Genomic DNA, 14,344 nt, shown 5'->3' with positions numbered 1-14,344 from the left:
CGCCCCCTCCCCCCGCACCACCACGACCCTCTGGACCTCCTATGACCGTCCTGACCGTCACCCCCAATCCCAGCCTGGATCGCACGTACGAGATAGCGGCCCTTGACCGCGGTGCCGTGCTGCGGGCCGGTGCCGACCGTGTCGACCCGGGCGGCAAGGGCGTCAACGTCTCTCGCGCGGTGGCCGCGGCAGGGCACCCCACAGTCGCGGTCCTCCCTGTCGGCGGCCCTGAAGGTGCCCTCCTTTCGCAGCTTCTCAGCGACCTGGGTATCGCGGTCGCCGGCGTACCGGTGCAGGGCTCGACCCGCGTTAACATCTCCCTCGCCGAACCGGACGGCACCCTGACCAAGATCAATGCCGCCGGGCCCGACATCGGCGCCACCGAGTCCCAGGCCCTCCTGGACAAGCTGGCCGCCGAAGCCGCCAGGAGCCGGGCGCGCTGGCTCGTGTGCTGTGGCAGCCTTCCGCGCGGTCTCTCCCACGAGTGGTACGCCGCGGTCGTCTCCCGGGCCCGCGAGAACGGTGTCCGCGTCGCACTCGACACCTCGGGGCCTGCTCTCGCAGCCGCCCTCCCCGCACAGCCCGACGTGGTCAAGCCCAACGTCGACGAGCTCGCCGAAGCTGTCGGCCGTCCCCTCACCACGGTCGGAGACGCTGTCAAGGCAGCCGATGAAGTACGGGCGGCAGGCGCGGGAGCGGTGCTGGCCAGCCTCGGCGCCACGGGACAGCTCCTCGTGGATGCCACTGGCACTTACTTCGCGACCGCTCCCGTCGCCACCGTCCGCAGCGATGTTGGCGCTGGCGACGCCTCGCTGGCGGGCTTCCTGACCGCCGGCGGCGCTCGCGCCCAAGCACTGGTCTCAGCCGTGGCGCACGGTGCGGCCGCAGTCCAGTTGCCCGGTAGCCAAATGCCCACTCCGGACGACATCCGCCCGGAATCGGTCACCGTGACCACCGACGTCCCCCTGGACCTCCCCCTTCTCCCCGACGTCAACGGAGTCGTCCAATGAACCAGTTGATAACAGCGGAGCTTGTCGATCTCGATCTGTCCGCAACCACCAAGTCCGAGGCCGCCCGTTCGCTCGCGGAGCGGATGGTGTCGCTGGGCCGAGTCACCGACCTCGAAGGGTTCCTCGCCGATGTCGCGGCCCGCGAGGCGCAGATGCCGACGGGCCTCGAAGGAGGCATCGGCATACCCCACTGCCGCAGCACTCATGTCACCGAACCCACACTGGCCTTCGGCCGCCCACGGTCGCCGATCGACTTCGGTGCCACCGATGGCCCGGCAGACCTCGTCTTCCTGATCGCGGCCCCCGATGGCGCGGACAGCGACCACCTGACCATCCTGTCCTCGCTCGCCCGCCACCTGGCCGACCCCGAGTTCACCGACGCCCTCCGCTCCGTGACGGACCCGGAACGAGCCAGTGCGCTCATACGCGGGGACGCCACCCCGGCGGCTCCCTCGCCGGCCGAGCAGCCGGAGGTACCGAGCGAGGCCCCGAGCGAGGCGTCGGACGAGGCCACCGACGAGTCGGCGCGTGGAGCGGCGGATCCGCAGCCACCGGAGCCCGGCACCCGGGGTGACGGGGCGGCGGCTTCCGAGCCGTTCCGGATCGTGGCCGTCACTTCCTGCCCCACCGGTATCGCCCACACCTACATGGCCGCTGAATCGCTGGAGAGAGCGGCTGAAGAAAGCCCGGCCGACACGCTGATCACGGTCGAGACCCAGGGGTCCGCCGGTTTCCAGCGGCTCGACTCCTCCGTCATCGCCGCCGCCGACGCCGTGATCTTCGCCCACGATGTCGAAGTACGGGAGCGCGAGCGCTTCGCCGGGAAGCCCACCGTCGACGTCGGGGTCAAGGCCGCCATCAACCGGCCCGCCGAACTCATCGAGGAAGCGCGCAGCAAGGCCGCACGCGGTGAAACCGGGCTCAAGCCCGCTGCCACCGCTCCCATGGACGAAGGCGCTGCGGAAGGAGACGGGTTCGGAACCCGGCTGCGCACCTGGCTGATGACCGGTGTCAGCTACATGGTCCCCTTCGTCGCAGCGGGCGGTCTGCTGATCGCCCTCTCGTTCGCCATCGGCGGGTACGAGATCGCCGACGCCAAGTCCGTCGCCGACCACTTCGTGTGGACGGAGGCCCACAGCTGGGCCGCCCTGCTCAACCAGGTCGGCGGGCTCGCCTTCGGCTTCCTGGTGCCTGTCCTCGCCGGATACATCGCCTACGGCATGGCTGACCGGCCCGGCCTCGTGCCCGGTTTCGTCGGCGGTGCCGTCGCCGTCCAGATCGGGGCGGGCTTCCTCGGCGGTCTGGTGGCAGGTCTCCTCGCCGGCGGCCTCGTGATGGCCATCCAGAAGGTCAACATCCCGGCCGTGCTGCGCGGCATCATGCCGGTCGTCGTCATCCCGCTGATCTCGTCGGCAATCGTCGGCGCGCTGATGTTCGTCGTCGTCGGAAAGCCGATCGCCACCGCGCAGAAGGCCATGACCGACTGGCTCAGCGGGCTCACCGGAACCAACGCCATCCTGCTCGGGCTGCTCATCGGCCTGATGATGTGCTTCGACCTGGGCGGGCCGGTCAACAAGGTCGCCTACACCTTCGCCACCGGCGGCATCGCCAGCGCCGACCCCGGCAACGGCAGCCTGATGGTGATGGCCGCCGCCATGGCAGCCGGAATGGTGCCGCCTTTGGGCATGGCGCTCGCAACGACCGTGCGGGGCAGCCTGTTCACCAAGACCGAACGGGAGAACGGCAAGGCCGCCTGGGTGCTCGGTGCCTCCTTCATCAGCGAGGGAGCGATTCCGTTTGCAGCCGCCGACCCGCTGCGGGTGATCCCCGCCTCGATGGCGGGCGGAGCGGTCACCGGCGCGCTCTCGATGGCGTTCGGGAGCACGCTGCGGGCGCCGCACGGCGGCATCTTCGTCGTACCGCTGATCGGCTCCCCGCTGCTCTACCTCGTCGCGATCGCGGCCGGAACCGTCGTCACGGCCGGCACGACTCTCCTCCTCAAGGGCGCCCGTAAGCAGGCCCCCAAGGCGGAGAGCACCCCGGCGCAGGACAGCGCCAAGGCCCGCGTGCCGGCGAGCGTCTGAGCTGATCCCGTCCGACGGCCCACCCGGCGGCGGTACCGTTCCGCGGTCCGTCGCCGGGGCCACCCCGGCCGACGCCACCTCAGCCGCACGACGCCGAGGCCCCGTCGGCCTCCACCCCGGCGCGCCCGGCGGCGGCGCACTCCGTGCGCCGGTCGGCCTCGGGCTTCGTACGCCCGTCGACGTCGCCCTCCGTGAGCCTGCGGGCCTCGGGGGCCGCGTGTCCGTCGGCTGCGGGCTCCGTGCCTCCGCCGGGTCCGCATGCCACGCTCCCGCGGGCTCCCTGCGCCACCGCTCCCTCAGGCTCCGGTGCCGGGCGCCCGGTCCTCCTCCGGGGAGCTGTTCTCGTCCGATCCGGACAGGGCCGGACCATAGAGGTCGGTGTAAGAGGGGAAGACCCCGCCAGGTCCGTCCACGCCATCCGCGGCTCGTACCGCCTTCACCACGGCCCGGGTCACCACGTCGGCGCCCGCTGCCAGCACCTCGTTGAACTCGCCGTCCCGCAGCTCGCGGGCGTTCACGGCCAGTGCGAAGGCTGTGTCGCCGTCGTGCATGAGATGTGCCGGACGCACCGCTCTGGCCAGCCCGTCGTGGGCGCTGCCCGCCAGCCGCTGTGCCTGTGGGCGGCTGAGACTCGCATCCGTACCCAGGACCACCAGCGTGGTGTTCAGGGCGGGTCGCAGCGTTCCCGCGGCGCGTCTGGCCGTCTCCTCCTCCGCTTCCGAGCGCAGCATCTCGGCCTCGGCGTGCTCGTCCTCGGTCGGGATGTGCGGCAGGCCGTCGGTCAGTTCGCCGTAGAGGACGCCGGTGCCCGGATCCGTCGCCGAACCTGCCGCATTGAGGACGACCAGCGCGCCGACCGTCACTCCCGACGCCAGCCGGGTGCTCGCCGTGCCTATTCCGCCTTTGAGGCCCCCGACGACGGCTCCCGTTCCCGCCCCGACACTGCCTTCCGCAACCGGAGACCCCGGCTCCGTCCGGGCCGCCGCCTCCACCGCCTGCCGGCCCAGCTCCGCGTCCGGCCGCGCCCTCCAGGACCCCCCGCGCCCCAGGTCGAAGATCACCGCTGCCGGGACCACCGGGACCACCTGCGAGGGGTCCGGACCGACGGGTACGCCGCGGCCCTGCTCCTCCAGCCAGCCCATCACGCCCGAGGCGGCGTCCAGGCCGAACGCGCTGCCTCCGGTGAGGACGACGGCGTGGATGTGTTCGACCAGGTTCCGCGGGTCCAGGGCGTCCGTCTCGCGCGTTCCCGGGGCCCCGCCCCGGGCGTCCACTCCCGCGACCGCGCCCTCCCGCGGAGCCAGCACCACGGTCGTACCGGTCAGCCAGCCGTCCTCGGTCCGCTGCGCGTGGCCCACGCGCAGGCCGGGCACGTCGGTCAGCGCGTCCTGCGTACCTGGCGGCGGCTCCTGCGCGAGGTGTGGCCCCTGCCCCTGGGGGTCGTGAGTGTCCATGGAGCATCAATACCAGCAGGCGCTTGTGACGGCCGTACGCTTGAGCCATGAGCGTCGAACCGCACTCCTCCCCCCGGCCGGACACGCCGCGAGACGCGGCGGGCTCGCTGGTCTTCGACGACCCGCTGAGCCGCCCGTCCTCCGACGACACCGACCGGGGCTGGGGCGAGGGGGCAGGCGGCGCTTCCGGGGGAACGGACGCCGACCTTGCGCGCTTCCTCGACGAGAAGCCACCCCACCACCTCTGAGCCGGGCCCAGCAAGCCAGGCACATCGCACCACCCTCGCGTCCAGCTGTGGGACGCCTGCTGCGTGCGCCGTGTGTTCGAGCCATCCGCCCAGGTGCCGTCGCCGTCACCTGGGCGGGCACAGTCGGCCGGACGGGAGGGCTGTACGGCCGCTCCGGACGGTCGTACTACTTGTGCGTACTGATACCACCGTCGCGCTGCGGCCCCACCGAGCCGTCCGGACCGGCAGAACCTGAGGCGCCCTGGGAGGCGGGGGAGCCGTCCTGGCCAGTGTGCTGTGCCAGCAGCACGTCGCGGATCTCCGTCAGCAGCTCGACCTCGGTTTTGGGTACCTCCACCGGGCCGGCCTTGGCCTGCTGGCGCTCCTTGAACTTGTTCATCGGCAGGATCATCAGGAAGTAGACGACCGCCGCCGTGATCAGGAAGGTCAGCGTGGCGCTGAGCACCGGGCCCCAGTGGACCGCGACGCCTTCCTGCACCTCGCCCGTGGGGCTGTACTCGCAGGGGCCCTTGAAGCAGAAGCGGTACTTGTCCAGGTCCTTGGTCCCGATGGCGCCGACCAGCGGGTTGATGAAGCCGTTGACGACGGCATCGACGATCTTGCTGAAGGCCGCTCCGACGACCACGGCAACGGCCAGTTCGACCACGTTGCCGCGCATCAGGAATTCCTTGAAGCCGGCCAGGACACCCTTCTTCTCGGGTGCGGGTGCGTCGTTGCTCAACGGACTTCCTCTTCCAGAACCATGTGACGATGCTGACTGCGAGCGGGAGACCGAGGGCACACGGCACTGCGGACAGCGCCCACGGACAGGACCGGCGGCTCACCTGCCCCCGCACGCCGTCGTTCATGCGCATGCGACGCAGACGCGCCCGGCGAGGCGGAGGCAGAAGACGGCTCAGCACAGCGTCACCGCCAACCGGGACTTCGCCGCGGCGCCCGCCAGTGCTGCCGCTGTGCGCCGGGGCACGACGACAACGATCAGCGCGCCCTCGGCTCCGCCGCCCGAGACAGTGTCGCCGTACTTGGGCACATGAGCCACTCGGACATTTGTCGCCACGACCCGGGCGGAAGCGCTCTTGGAGGCGCTCGCCAGCACATCGATCCTGTCGCCGGGATGCAGCAGCCGGACCGTTGCCGGGTCTGCGATCCGTACAGGCGCGGAGACCGGCGCCGTCTGTGCGCCCCGCTCCGTGACGGATCTCTCAGCGCCTCGCCGACCGCCGGGGCCGTCCGGTCCACCGCTGCCGCCGTCGTCTGCCGCACCGCCCCCTGGGGCTGCGACGGCGAGGCCCGCGGCGGAGACCGCCAGCGCGGCGGCGAGGGCCCTGCGGCGCCCCGGTCCGCGCCGCAGCCGACGGGTGCCCCGGCCCGCACGCACGGGCGGGAAATCAGGAACGGGGGCGCCCAGCCGCGTACGCGGAGGGGGGTGCTCGGGAACCGGGTTCCGGGTTCGGGGCACGACGCTCACCACCAGCCATCACAGAGAGGAGCACCGCCTGGTCACGGCGCCTCGGTGACCACGGTGGACCACTCGGCGGAATCCCGCTGAAAGCGTCGAAATCCTGTGGATTACCGGGGAGTTGTGGACAACTCCGTCACCCTGGTGGGTTATCTGGAGGGCGAAAGCCCGGTCAGGGCAGCGTGATCCCGGGCTCCAGCCCGCCCAACGCGGCCCCGCACTCGCACTTGCGCTCGTCGGCTGCGGGCAGTTCGCGTACCGCGTCGAAAAGCACCTCGCGCAGCCGCCCGATGTTCTCGCCGAAAACGCGCAGCACCTCCTCGTGGGAGACGCCGTCACCGGCCTCCGCGCCCGCGTCCAGGTCGGTGACCAGGGCCAGCGAGGAATAGCACAGCTCCAGCTCGCGGGCGAGGATCGCCTCGGGGTGCCCCGTCATGCCCACCACGGCCCAGCCCTGTGCCGCATGCCAGCGGGACTCGGCCCGGGTCGAGAAGCGCGGGCCCTCGACGACGCACATCGTGCCGCCGTCGACGACCTGCCAGCCCTGGCCACGGGCAGCCCGCAGCGATGCCTGCCGGCCGGCCTCGCAGTACGGGTCGGCGAAGGCGACGTGGATGACCTGCGGGATGGTGCCGTCGGCCAGGGGCTCGCCGTCGAAGAAGGTCTGCTGCCGCGACTTCGTACGGTCCACCAGCTGGTCCGGGACCACGAGCGTGCCAGGGCCGTACTGCGGCTGGAGACCGCCGACCGCGCAGGGCGCGATGACCTGCCGTACGCCCACCGAGCGCAGCGCCCAGAGGTTGGCGCGGTAGTTGATGCGGTTCGGCGGCAGGTGGTGGCCGCGGCCGTGGCGCGGGAGGAAGGCCACCCGGCGGCCGCCGGTCTCTCCCAGGAAGAGCGAATCGCTCGGCGGCCCGTAGGGCGTCTCGAGGGTGACCTCGGTCACATCGTCGAGGAAGGAGTAGAAGCCGGAACCGCCGATGACACCGATCTCTGCCTGTTCGCTCATGCGGTCACCCTAAGGGCGTACGCGGGGCGCTGGGCAGGGGGAGTGAGCGGGCCTGTCATCAGGCCCGCACAGCGGCGGCTCAGGCCGAAGTGCCCGCCTTCGCAGTGGACTTGCTGTCGCTCTTGCCGGAGGACTTCGACTCCGAGGAGGACGAGCTGGAAGACGACGAGTCCGAGCTGGAGGACGAGTCCTTGGAACCGCCGTTCTTGGCGGACGAGTCCGAGGAGGAACCCTTGGAAGCGGTGCTGCTGCTCGACGAGGAACTGCGGCTGTCGTTGCGGTAGAAGCCGGAGCCCTTGAAGACGATGCCGACCGCCGAGAAGACCTTCTTGAGGTGGCCCTGGCAGTTGGGGCACTCGGTCAGCGAGTCGTCCGTGAACTTCTGCACCACCTCGAGGCCCTCGCCGCACTCGGTGCACTGGTACTGGTAGGTCGGCACGTTCTTCCTCCTGGCACTCTCACTTGTTGAGTGCTAACAACGCTCCATAGTGCAGCATTCCCGCGCGTCAGTCCACTGGGACCGCCGTTCGGTGACCCAGCCCACGTGCGGCGACCAGCCCGCCGTGTGCGGGGTGCAGCGCCTTCCGGAAGGTCAGGAGCACCAGCAGGGCCAAGCCCGTACCGGCCAGCGGGGTGAGGAAACCGGCACCGGCTCCCGAGTGGTCCGCGAGCTGGCCTGCCACTGTGGAGCCGGCGGCCTGGCCAAGCGCGACGGCGCCCGTCAGCCAGGTGAATGCTTCGGTACGGGCGCCCGCCGGCACCAGCGTCTCGATCAGCGTGAAGCAAGTGATCATGCACGGGGCGACACACAGCCCGACCAGCATCCCCAGGGCGCCCAGCAGCACCGCCCACGGTCCCAACTGCGCCGTGAGCGCCATCAGTGCGGCGGCGGCCACCAGCCCCGGGTACGCGGTGAGCAGCCGGGCCTGCGGGCCGCGCTTCCACCGGATGGCACCCACGGCGACGGCCGCCAGCATGTTGCCCGCCGCGAAAACGCCGTACATGACGCCGTTGATGCCCGGCCGGCCGATCGACTCGGTGAACGCGGTGAGCGAGACCTGCATGCCGCCGAAGACCATCCCGATCCCGAGCACTGCTGCGACGAGCACACGTGCCCCGGGGACGGCCAGCGCGGACGTCGCCGGGTCCGCATGCTGCGGGGCCCGGCCAGTGGCCTCGTCCCGCCCGCCCGAACCTGCCGCGGCACGGCGGACCGGTGTGGGCTGCGTACGGCGCTGCGCGGCGAAGACCAGACCACCCACCAGCGAGACGCCCGCCTCTGCGGCGAGACCAGCGGCCGGGTGCACCCCGGTGCACAGCGCCGTGGCGAGCACCGGGCCGACCACGAAGGTGAACTCGTCCGTCACCGACTCGAAGGCCGCTGCCGTCGTCATCAGTGGTGACCCCTGCAGCCGTGCCGCCCACCGGGCCCGCACCATGGGGCTGATCTGCGGAGCGGTGGCGCCGGCCGGCACCGCTGTGGCGAACAGCGCCCACAACGGTGCGTCCAGGAGAGCGGCGGAGATCAGCGCCCCCACCGTGAGGGCGTGCAGGAAGACCTGGGGCACGAGAACGGCGCCCTGACCGAACCGGTCGGCGAGCCTGCCGCTCTGGGGCGCGATGAGGGCCATGGAGATGCCCGCAGTCGCGGACACGGCACCGGCCAGCCCGAACGATCCGGTGGTGTGCTGGACCAGCAGGACGATGCTGATGGTCAGCATCGCGTAGGGCTGGCGGGCCAGGAAGCCCGGCAGCAGGAAGGACCAGGCTCCCTCGGTGCGCAACAGCTGTCCGTATCCGGGCCGTCCGGCTCCGGGACGTCCGGGCCCTCGGGGATGCGCGGAGGAGCGCCTGGACCGCCAGTTCTCGCGTGCCCCGCCGGTCTGCGCCTCATCGGCCGGGGCTCCGTCTGTCTGCGCCCCGTCGGTCCGTGCGTTGTCAGTCTGTGCGTTGTCGGTCTGTGCCTGGTCGTTCTCGGTGGCCGGGGATTCCACGGCCGGGCCTTTCTGCCGCCTGGTAGCGCGTTCAGGGTGTCGCGCCGAGAGCTGTCCTCTTGCGCAGGACCGGGGTAGATACCCGGTCCGGTGCAGGGGGTGGGCCTTCCGGACCGTGGCCGCCGAGCGGTCGCGCCAGCTCTGCGTCAGGCAGAGTCGGGGTGAATCTTTCCGCCCTGAGGATAACGGTCAGAGGCGGTTTTTCGTAAAACGTGCCCCAAGGCCCGGCGGCAACCGGGCCAGTCCTGGCCCACCCGCCGCACGGCCTCGGCAGCCACCGCCCAGCAGTCACCTGCGCACTGCGGTGCTCCCTCCGGAGCCCAGCCAGCCTGCGAGCTTGCCGCCGCGGCTGACCGACAGCAGTCGCCGTTCGGCCGCGTCGCGCACCTGGTCGGTCGTGACGACCAGTAGCTCGTCGCCGTGCCGCAGCACCGTGGAGGGCAGCGGTACGAAACTCGCGTCGTCGCGTACGACCAGGGTGACCGCCGCGCCCGCAGGTAGGCGCAGTTCGGTGATCTCCACGCCGTGCATCCGGGACGACGGCGGGATGGCCACGGACAGCAGATGTCCGCGCAGCCGCTCCAGTGGCGCGGATTCGATGTCCAGGTCCGCCGCCTCGTCCCTCTCGTCCAGCCGCAGCTTGCGCGCCAGCCAGGGGAGGGTGGGCCCCTGGAGCACGGTGAAGACGACGACCAGTACGAAGACGATGTTGAAGATGCGCTGGCTGCCCTCGACCTCGGCCACCATCGGGATGGTCGCCAGCACAATGGGGACCGCGCCCCGCAGTCCGGCCCAGGAGAGCAGCGTTTTGTCCTGCCAGGGCATACGGAAGCGGTCCAGACACAGGAACACCGACAGCGGGCGGGCGACCAGAGTGAGGGCCAGCCCGATCAGCATGCCGGGCCAGAAGTCCTTCCACAGGTTGTGCGGGGTCACCAGAAGGCCCAGCAGGACGAAGAGGCCGATCTGCGCCATCCAGGCCACCCCGTCGGCGAAGCCCCGTACGGCGGGACGGTGCGGCAGTTTGCCGTTGCCCAGGATCAGCGCGGCCACATAGACGGCCAAGAACCCGGAACCGTGCACCAGCGCGCCTCCGGCGTAGGCCAGGAAGCACAACGCCAGCACGGCGATCGGGTACAGCCCGGAGGCGGGCAGCGCCACATGGCGCATCCCGAGCTCGCCGAGCTTGCCGACCACCAGGCCGACCACCAGTCCGATGGCGAGCTCGAGAAGGATCTCACCCAGCAGGAAGTACCAGGCGTGGTGCTGCTCCCCCAGCGAGGAGAAGGTGACGACCAGCAGGACGACAGGCGCGTCGTTGAACCCGGACTCGGCCTCCAGTACTCCGCTGAGCCGCTTGGGCAGCGGCACCCTGCGCAGGACTGAGAAGACTGCTGCGGCGTCAGTGGAGGAGACCACGGCACCCATGAGGAGCGATGCCTGCCAGTCGAGTCCGACCAGATAGTGCGCGGCCAGTGCCGTGACAGTCACGCTGATGGCCACGCCGAACGTCGACAGCACGGCGGCGGCGGGGATGGCGGGCCGGATGTCGCGCCACTTCGTGCCGAGTCCGCCCTCGGCGAGGATCACGACCAGGGCCGCGTATCCGAGGACTTGGGTCAGTGCGGCGTCCGAGAAGCGGAAGCCGATGCCGTCCTGCCCTATGGCGATGCCTATCCCCAGGTAGACGAGCAGGCTGGGGAGCCCGCTGCGCGAGGAGAGGCGGACCGCCACGACGGCGATGAGCAGGACGAGGGCGCTGAAGAGCAGGAGCTGGTTGAGGCTGTGGACGGTCAGGGCACGGTCCTCTCTGGCCGGGGCTCTCTCCTTGAGTGCACGAGTCGGGTGCCCCGAGCGCGGGGAATCGGCGTCGGGGCGCGGGTTCTTGAAGGGGCGAGTGGCTGCGGGCGGTGGTTCTTACGACCTCCTGACGGTTTCCTGACGCGTTCTTAACGCCCCGGGCATGGCGGGGTGCGGCTCCCGGGCAGTTGTCCGGCAGCGGCTAGTTCGTTTGGGTAGCTAACAATTTACCATTGCTTGAATATGCCCCCGGGAGAATTCGTAGGGGGTGACTCGCTGTCCGGGCGCGTCGGGGCTCGGCCTATGGTTGCTCCGTACGGACCGCGCTCGTCCGGTCCTCTCAGTCAAGGTCCACCCTGCCCCTCGAAGGACAGCGATGCCCGCCAAGAAGACCTCGCGACGCGCCCGCCTCATCGTGATCGTCGTCGTGCTGCTGCTCGTGGCAGGCATCGGCGGTGGCACCTATTGGGGCATCAGCACCGTCCGGGACTCCTTCCCGCAGACGACCGGCACCCTCAAACTCAAGGGGCTGGCCGCGCCGGTGAGCGTGAAGCGGGACAGCAGCGGCATTCCGCAGATCTACGCCGACACCTCCGAAGACCTCTTCCGGGCCCAGGGATACGTCCAGGCGCAGGACCGCTTCTGGGAGATGGACGTACGCCGCCACATGACCGCCGGGCGGCTCTCGGAGATGTTCGGTGCCGGTCAGGTGAAGACGGACGCGTTCCTGCGCACCCTGGGCTGGCGCAAGGTGGCCGAGAAGGAGTACGCACAACTCCCGGCCGAGACCAAGGACTTCCTCAGGGCCTACTCGGCGGGTGTCAACGCCTACCTGAAGGACCACAAGGGCTCGGCGCTCTCCGTCGAGTACGCGGCCCTGGACCTCGCGGGCAAGGACTACCAGCCCGCCGACTGGACCCCCGTGGACTCGGTCGCCTGGCTCAAGGCGATGGCCTGGGACCTGCGCGGCAACCTGTCGGACGAGACCGACCGGGCGCTGATGACCAGCCGCCTGGACAAGGACCAGATCGAGGAGCTGTATCCGGACTACCCGTCCGACAGGAACAAGCCGATCGTCGACAAGGGCTCGGTCGACCCCACCACCAAGAAGTTCGACCCCAAGTCCGAGGCGGACCAGGGCGGTTCGCCGGACGGTTCGGAGGGTGCCGGTACCGGGCAGCAGGACGCGGGCGGTGAGCAGCCCGCTGCGGGCTCCGGAGCGGGCGGGACGACTCCCGGCGCCTCCGAGGGTGCGAACGGCGCTCAGGGAGCCGGTGAGGCGGCTCAGGGGGCCAGTACGCAGATGGGCACCGTGGCCAAGAAGCTGGACAAGATCCCCGGGCTACTCGGACCGAACGGCAGCGGCATCGGCTCCAACTCCTGGGTGGTCTCCGGGAAGTACACGACCACCGGCAAGCCCATGCTGGCCAACGACCCGCACCTGGCTCCGCAACTGCCGTCTGTCTGGTACCAGATGGGTCTGCACTGCCGTTCGGTCGACAAGTCCTGCCCCTACGACGTCTCCGGCTTCACCTTCTCCGGGATGCCCGGCGTCGTCATCGGCCACAACCAGAAGATCTCCTGGGGCATGACCAACCTCGGCGCCGATGTGACCGACCTCTACCTGGAGAAGGTCAGCGACGGGCGCTACCTCTACGACGGCAAGGAAGTCCCCTACCGCACCCGCGAGGAGACCATCAAGGTCGCCGGCGGCAAGGACCGCACCATCACCGTGCGCGAGACCAACAACGGGCCGATCATCTCCGACCGCGACAAGGAACTGCGCAAGGTCGGCGACAAATCCCCGGTCGGCAACGCCGCACCCGACCGCGGTGACGGCTACGCGGTCTCCCTCCGGTGGACCGCGCTGGAGCCCTCCAAGACCATGGACGCGGTCTTCAAGCTCAACCGTGCCTCGGACTTCTCCGACTTCCGGGCGGCCGCCCGCGAGTTCGCCGTGCCCTCGCAGAACCTCATCTACGCCGACACCAAGGGCAACATCGGCTACCAGGCACCCGGCCGTATCCCGGAGCGGGGCAAGGGCGACGGACGCTACCCGGCACCCGGCTGGGATCCCGGCTACCGGTGGAAGAGCTACATCCCCCAGCGTGCTCTCCCCTGGGAGTACAACCCGAAGCGCGGCTACATCGTGACCGCCAACCAGGCCGTCGTGGACCGCGAGAAGTACCCCTACCTGCTCACCGACGACTGGGGCTACGGAGCGCGCAGTCAGCGGATCAACGACCTCATCCAGTCGAAGATCAAGGACGGCGGGAAGATCTCCATGGACGACATGGAGACGATGCAGATGGACAACAGCAGCGAGATCGCCAAGCTGCTGGTTCCCTATCTGCTGAAGATCGAGGTCGACGACAAGTACGTACGCAACGCGCAGAAGCTGCTGGAGGGCTGGGACTATACCCAGGACTCCGACTCGGCGCCCGCTGCCTACTTCAACGCAGTCTGGCGCAACCTCCTCAAGCTCGCCTTCGGCGACAAGCTCCCCAAGGAGCTGCGGGTCAAGGGCGACTGCCTGTACGTCGCGCCCTCCGACGACTCCGGTCCTGTCGACGACCTGAGCGGCAACCAGCGACTGGTGCGCGAGTGCGGACAGCGGTCGCCCGAGGACGCGCAGCCCGACGGCGGCGACCGCTGGTTCGAAGTTGTACGCAAGCTGCTCAAGCAGCCCGACAGCCAGTGGTGGAAGACCCGCGACACCTCCACCCACAAGGGCGACAAGAACCGCGACGACCTGCTGGCGCACGCCATGAAGGACGCGCGCTGGGAGCTCACCTCCAAGCTCGGCAAGGACATCAACACCTGGAGCTGGGGCAGGCTGCACCGGTTGATGCTCAAGAACCAGACCATCGGCACCGAAGGGCCGGGCTTCATGCAGTGGCTCCTCAACCGCGGCCCCTGGGACCTCGGCGGCGGCGAGGCGGCCGTCAACGCCACCGGCTGGAACGCGGCAGGCGGGTACGACGTGACCTGGGTGCCGTCGATGCGGATGGTCGTCGACATGAGCGACATGGACAACTCCCGGTGGATCAACCTCACCGGAGCGTCCGGGCACGCCTACAACGCGCACTACACCGACCAGACCGACAAGTGGGCCAGGGGCGAGTTCCTGAAGTGGCCCTACAGCGAGAAGGCGGTCAACAAGGCAACCGACGACCAGATGGCCCTCACACCCTGACGCCGGTGGAAGGCCCGGGGTGGGGGCGGACCGGCGGGCGTGAGGCGGGCCCGCGGCGCGTTCCCACCCCGGCCCGCCCCCGGTTCCCGC

Annotated in this window: 12 protein-coding genes; 4 read left to right on the top strand and 8 right to left on the bottom strand. The window is 70.3% G+C overall.

Annotation, left to right across the window (positions count from 1 at the left end; genetic code table 11):
* Positions 1-41 precede the first annotated feature (41 nt).
* Positions 42-1,010, top strand: coding sequence for a 1-phosphofructokinase (gene pfkB, locus ITI46_RS28545; RefSeq protein ID WP_209242801.1), 969 nt, complete (start codon positions 42-44; stop codon positions 1,008-1,010).
* Positions 1,007-3,094 (top strand): fructose-specific PTS transporter subunit EIIC, encoded by a 2,088-nt coding sequence (locus tag ITI46_RS28540; RefSeq protein WP_209242800.1) that lies wholly within the window; start codon positions 1,007-1,009, stop codon positions 3,092-3,094. The genes pfkB and ITI46_RS28540 overlap by 4 nt, the downstream gene beginning before the upstream one ends.
* A gap of 79 nt (positions 3,095-3,173) precedes the next feature.
* Here the strand turns inward: ITI46_RS28540 and ITI46_RS28535 are convergent, their stop codons facing one another.
* Positions 3,174-3,359, bottom strand: a complete 186-nt coding sequence (locus ITI46_RS28535; protein ID WP_209242799.1) for a hypothetical protein — start codon at positions 3,357-3,359, stop codon at positions 3,174-3,176.
* Between the two features lie 31 nt (positions 3,360-3,390).
* Complete coding sequence (locus ITI46_RS28530; protein ID WP_209242798.1) at positions 3,391-4,548, bottom strand: P1 family peptidase; 1,158 nt, start codon at positions 4,546-4,548, stop codon at positions 3,391-3,393.
* Between the two features lie 47 nt (positions 4,549-4,595).
* Here ITI46_RS28530 and ITI46_RS28525 point away from each other — a divergent pair, with 47 nt between their 5' ends.
* On the top strand, positions 4,596-4,796 hold the full coding sequence (locus ITI46_RS28525) for a hypothetical protein (RefSeq protein WP_209242797.1): 201 nt from the start codon (positions 4,596-4,598) through the stop codon (positions 4,794-4,796).
* Between the two features lie 166 nt (positions 4,797-4,962).
* Here ITI46_RS28525 and mscL read toward each other — a convergent pair whose 3' ends face one another.
* The 6 genes from mscL to ITI46_RS28495 all read right to left on the bottom strand — a co-directional run bounded on the left by mscL (position 4,963) and on the right by ITI46_RS28495 (position 11,055).
* Positions 4,963-5,454: a large conductance mechanosensitive channel protein MscL gene (mscL, locus tag ITI46_RS28520; RefSeq protein ID WP_247746740.1), complete on the bottom strand. Its 492-nt coding sequence runs from the start codon at positions 5,452-5,454 to the stop codon at positions 4,963-4,965.
* A gap of 237 nt (positions 5,455-5,691) precedes the next feature.
* The gene (locus ITI46_RS28515) at positions 5,692-6,255 is read right to left on the bottom strand and encodes a hypothetical protein (protein WP_209242795.1); all 564 of its coding nucleotides are present in this window, start codon (positions 6,253-6,255) and stop codon (positions 5,692-5,694) included.
* Between the two features lie 172 nt (positions 6,256-6,427).
* The gene (locus tag ITI46_RS28510) at positions 6,428-7,264 is read right to left on the bottom strand and encodes an S-methyl-5'-thioadenosine phosphorylase (RefSeq protein ID WP_209242794.1); all 837 of its coding nucleotides are present in this window, start codon (positions 7,262-7,264) and stop codon (positions 6,428-6,430) included.
* 79 nt (positions 7,265-7,343) lie between these two features.
* A complete protein-coding gene (locus tag ITI46_RS28505; protein WP_209242793.1) occupies positions 7,344-7,703 on the bottom strand; it encodes an FmdB family zinc ribbon protein in 360 nt (119 codons plus the stop codon).
* Between the two features lie 67 nt (positions 7,704-7,770).
* A complete protein-coding gene (locus tag ITI46_RS28500) occupies positions 7,771-9,051 on the bottom strand; it encodes an MFS transporter (protein WP_209242803.1) in 1,281 nt (426 codons plus the stop codon).
* A 495-nt stretch (positions 9,052-9,546) separates the two neighbouring features.
* The gene (locus ITI46_RS28495) at positions 9,547-11,055 is read right to left on the bottom strand and encodes a potassium/proton antiporter (RefSeq protein WP_209242802.1); all 1,509 of its coding nucleotides are present in this window, start codon (positions 11,053-11,055) and stop codon (positions 9,547-9,549) included.
* A gap of 379 nt (positions 11,056-11,434) precedes the next feature.
* Between ITI46_RS28495 and ITI46_RS28490 the strand changes: the two genes are divergently transcribed.
* Entirely contained in the window at positions 11,435-14,254 is a 2,820-nt protein-coding gene (locus ITI46_RS28490; protein WP_209242792.1) for a penicillin acylase family protein, read from the top strand.
* Positions 14,255-14,344: the final 90 nt, after the last annotated feature.

It is taken from the genome of Streptomyces oryzae, assembly GCF_017676365.1.
GTDB classification, from domain to species: Bacteria; Actinomycetota; Actinomycetes; order Streptomycetales; family Streptomycetaceae; genus Streptomyces; species Streptomyces oryzae.
Note: the sequence above shows the minus strand (reverse complement) of the source record. Positions and strands in the feature narration are given on the sequence as shown.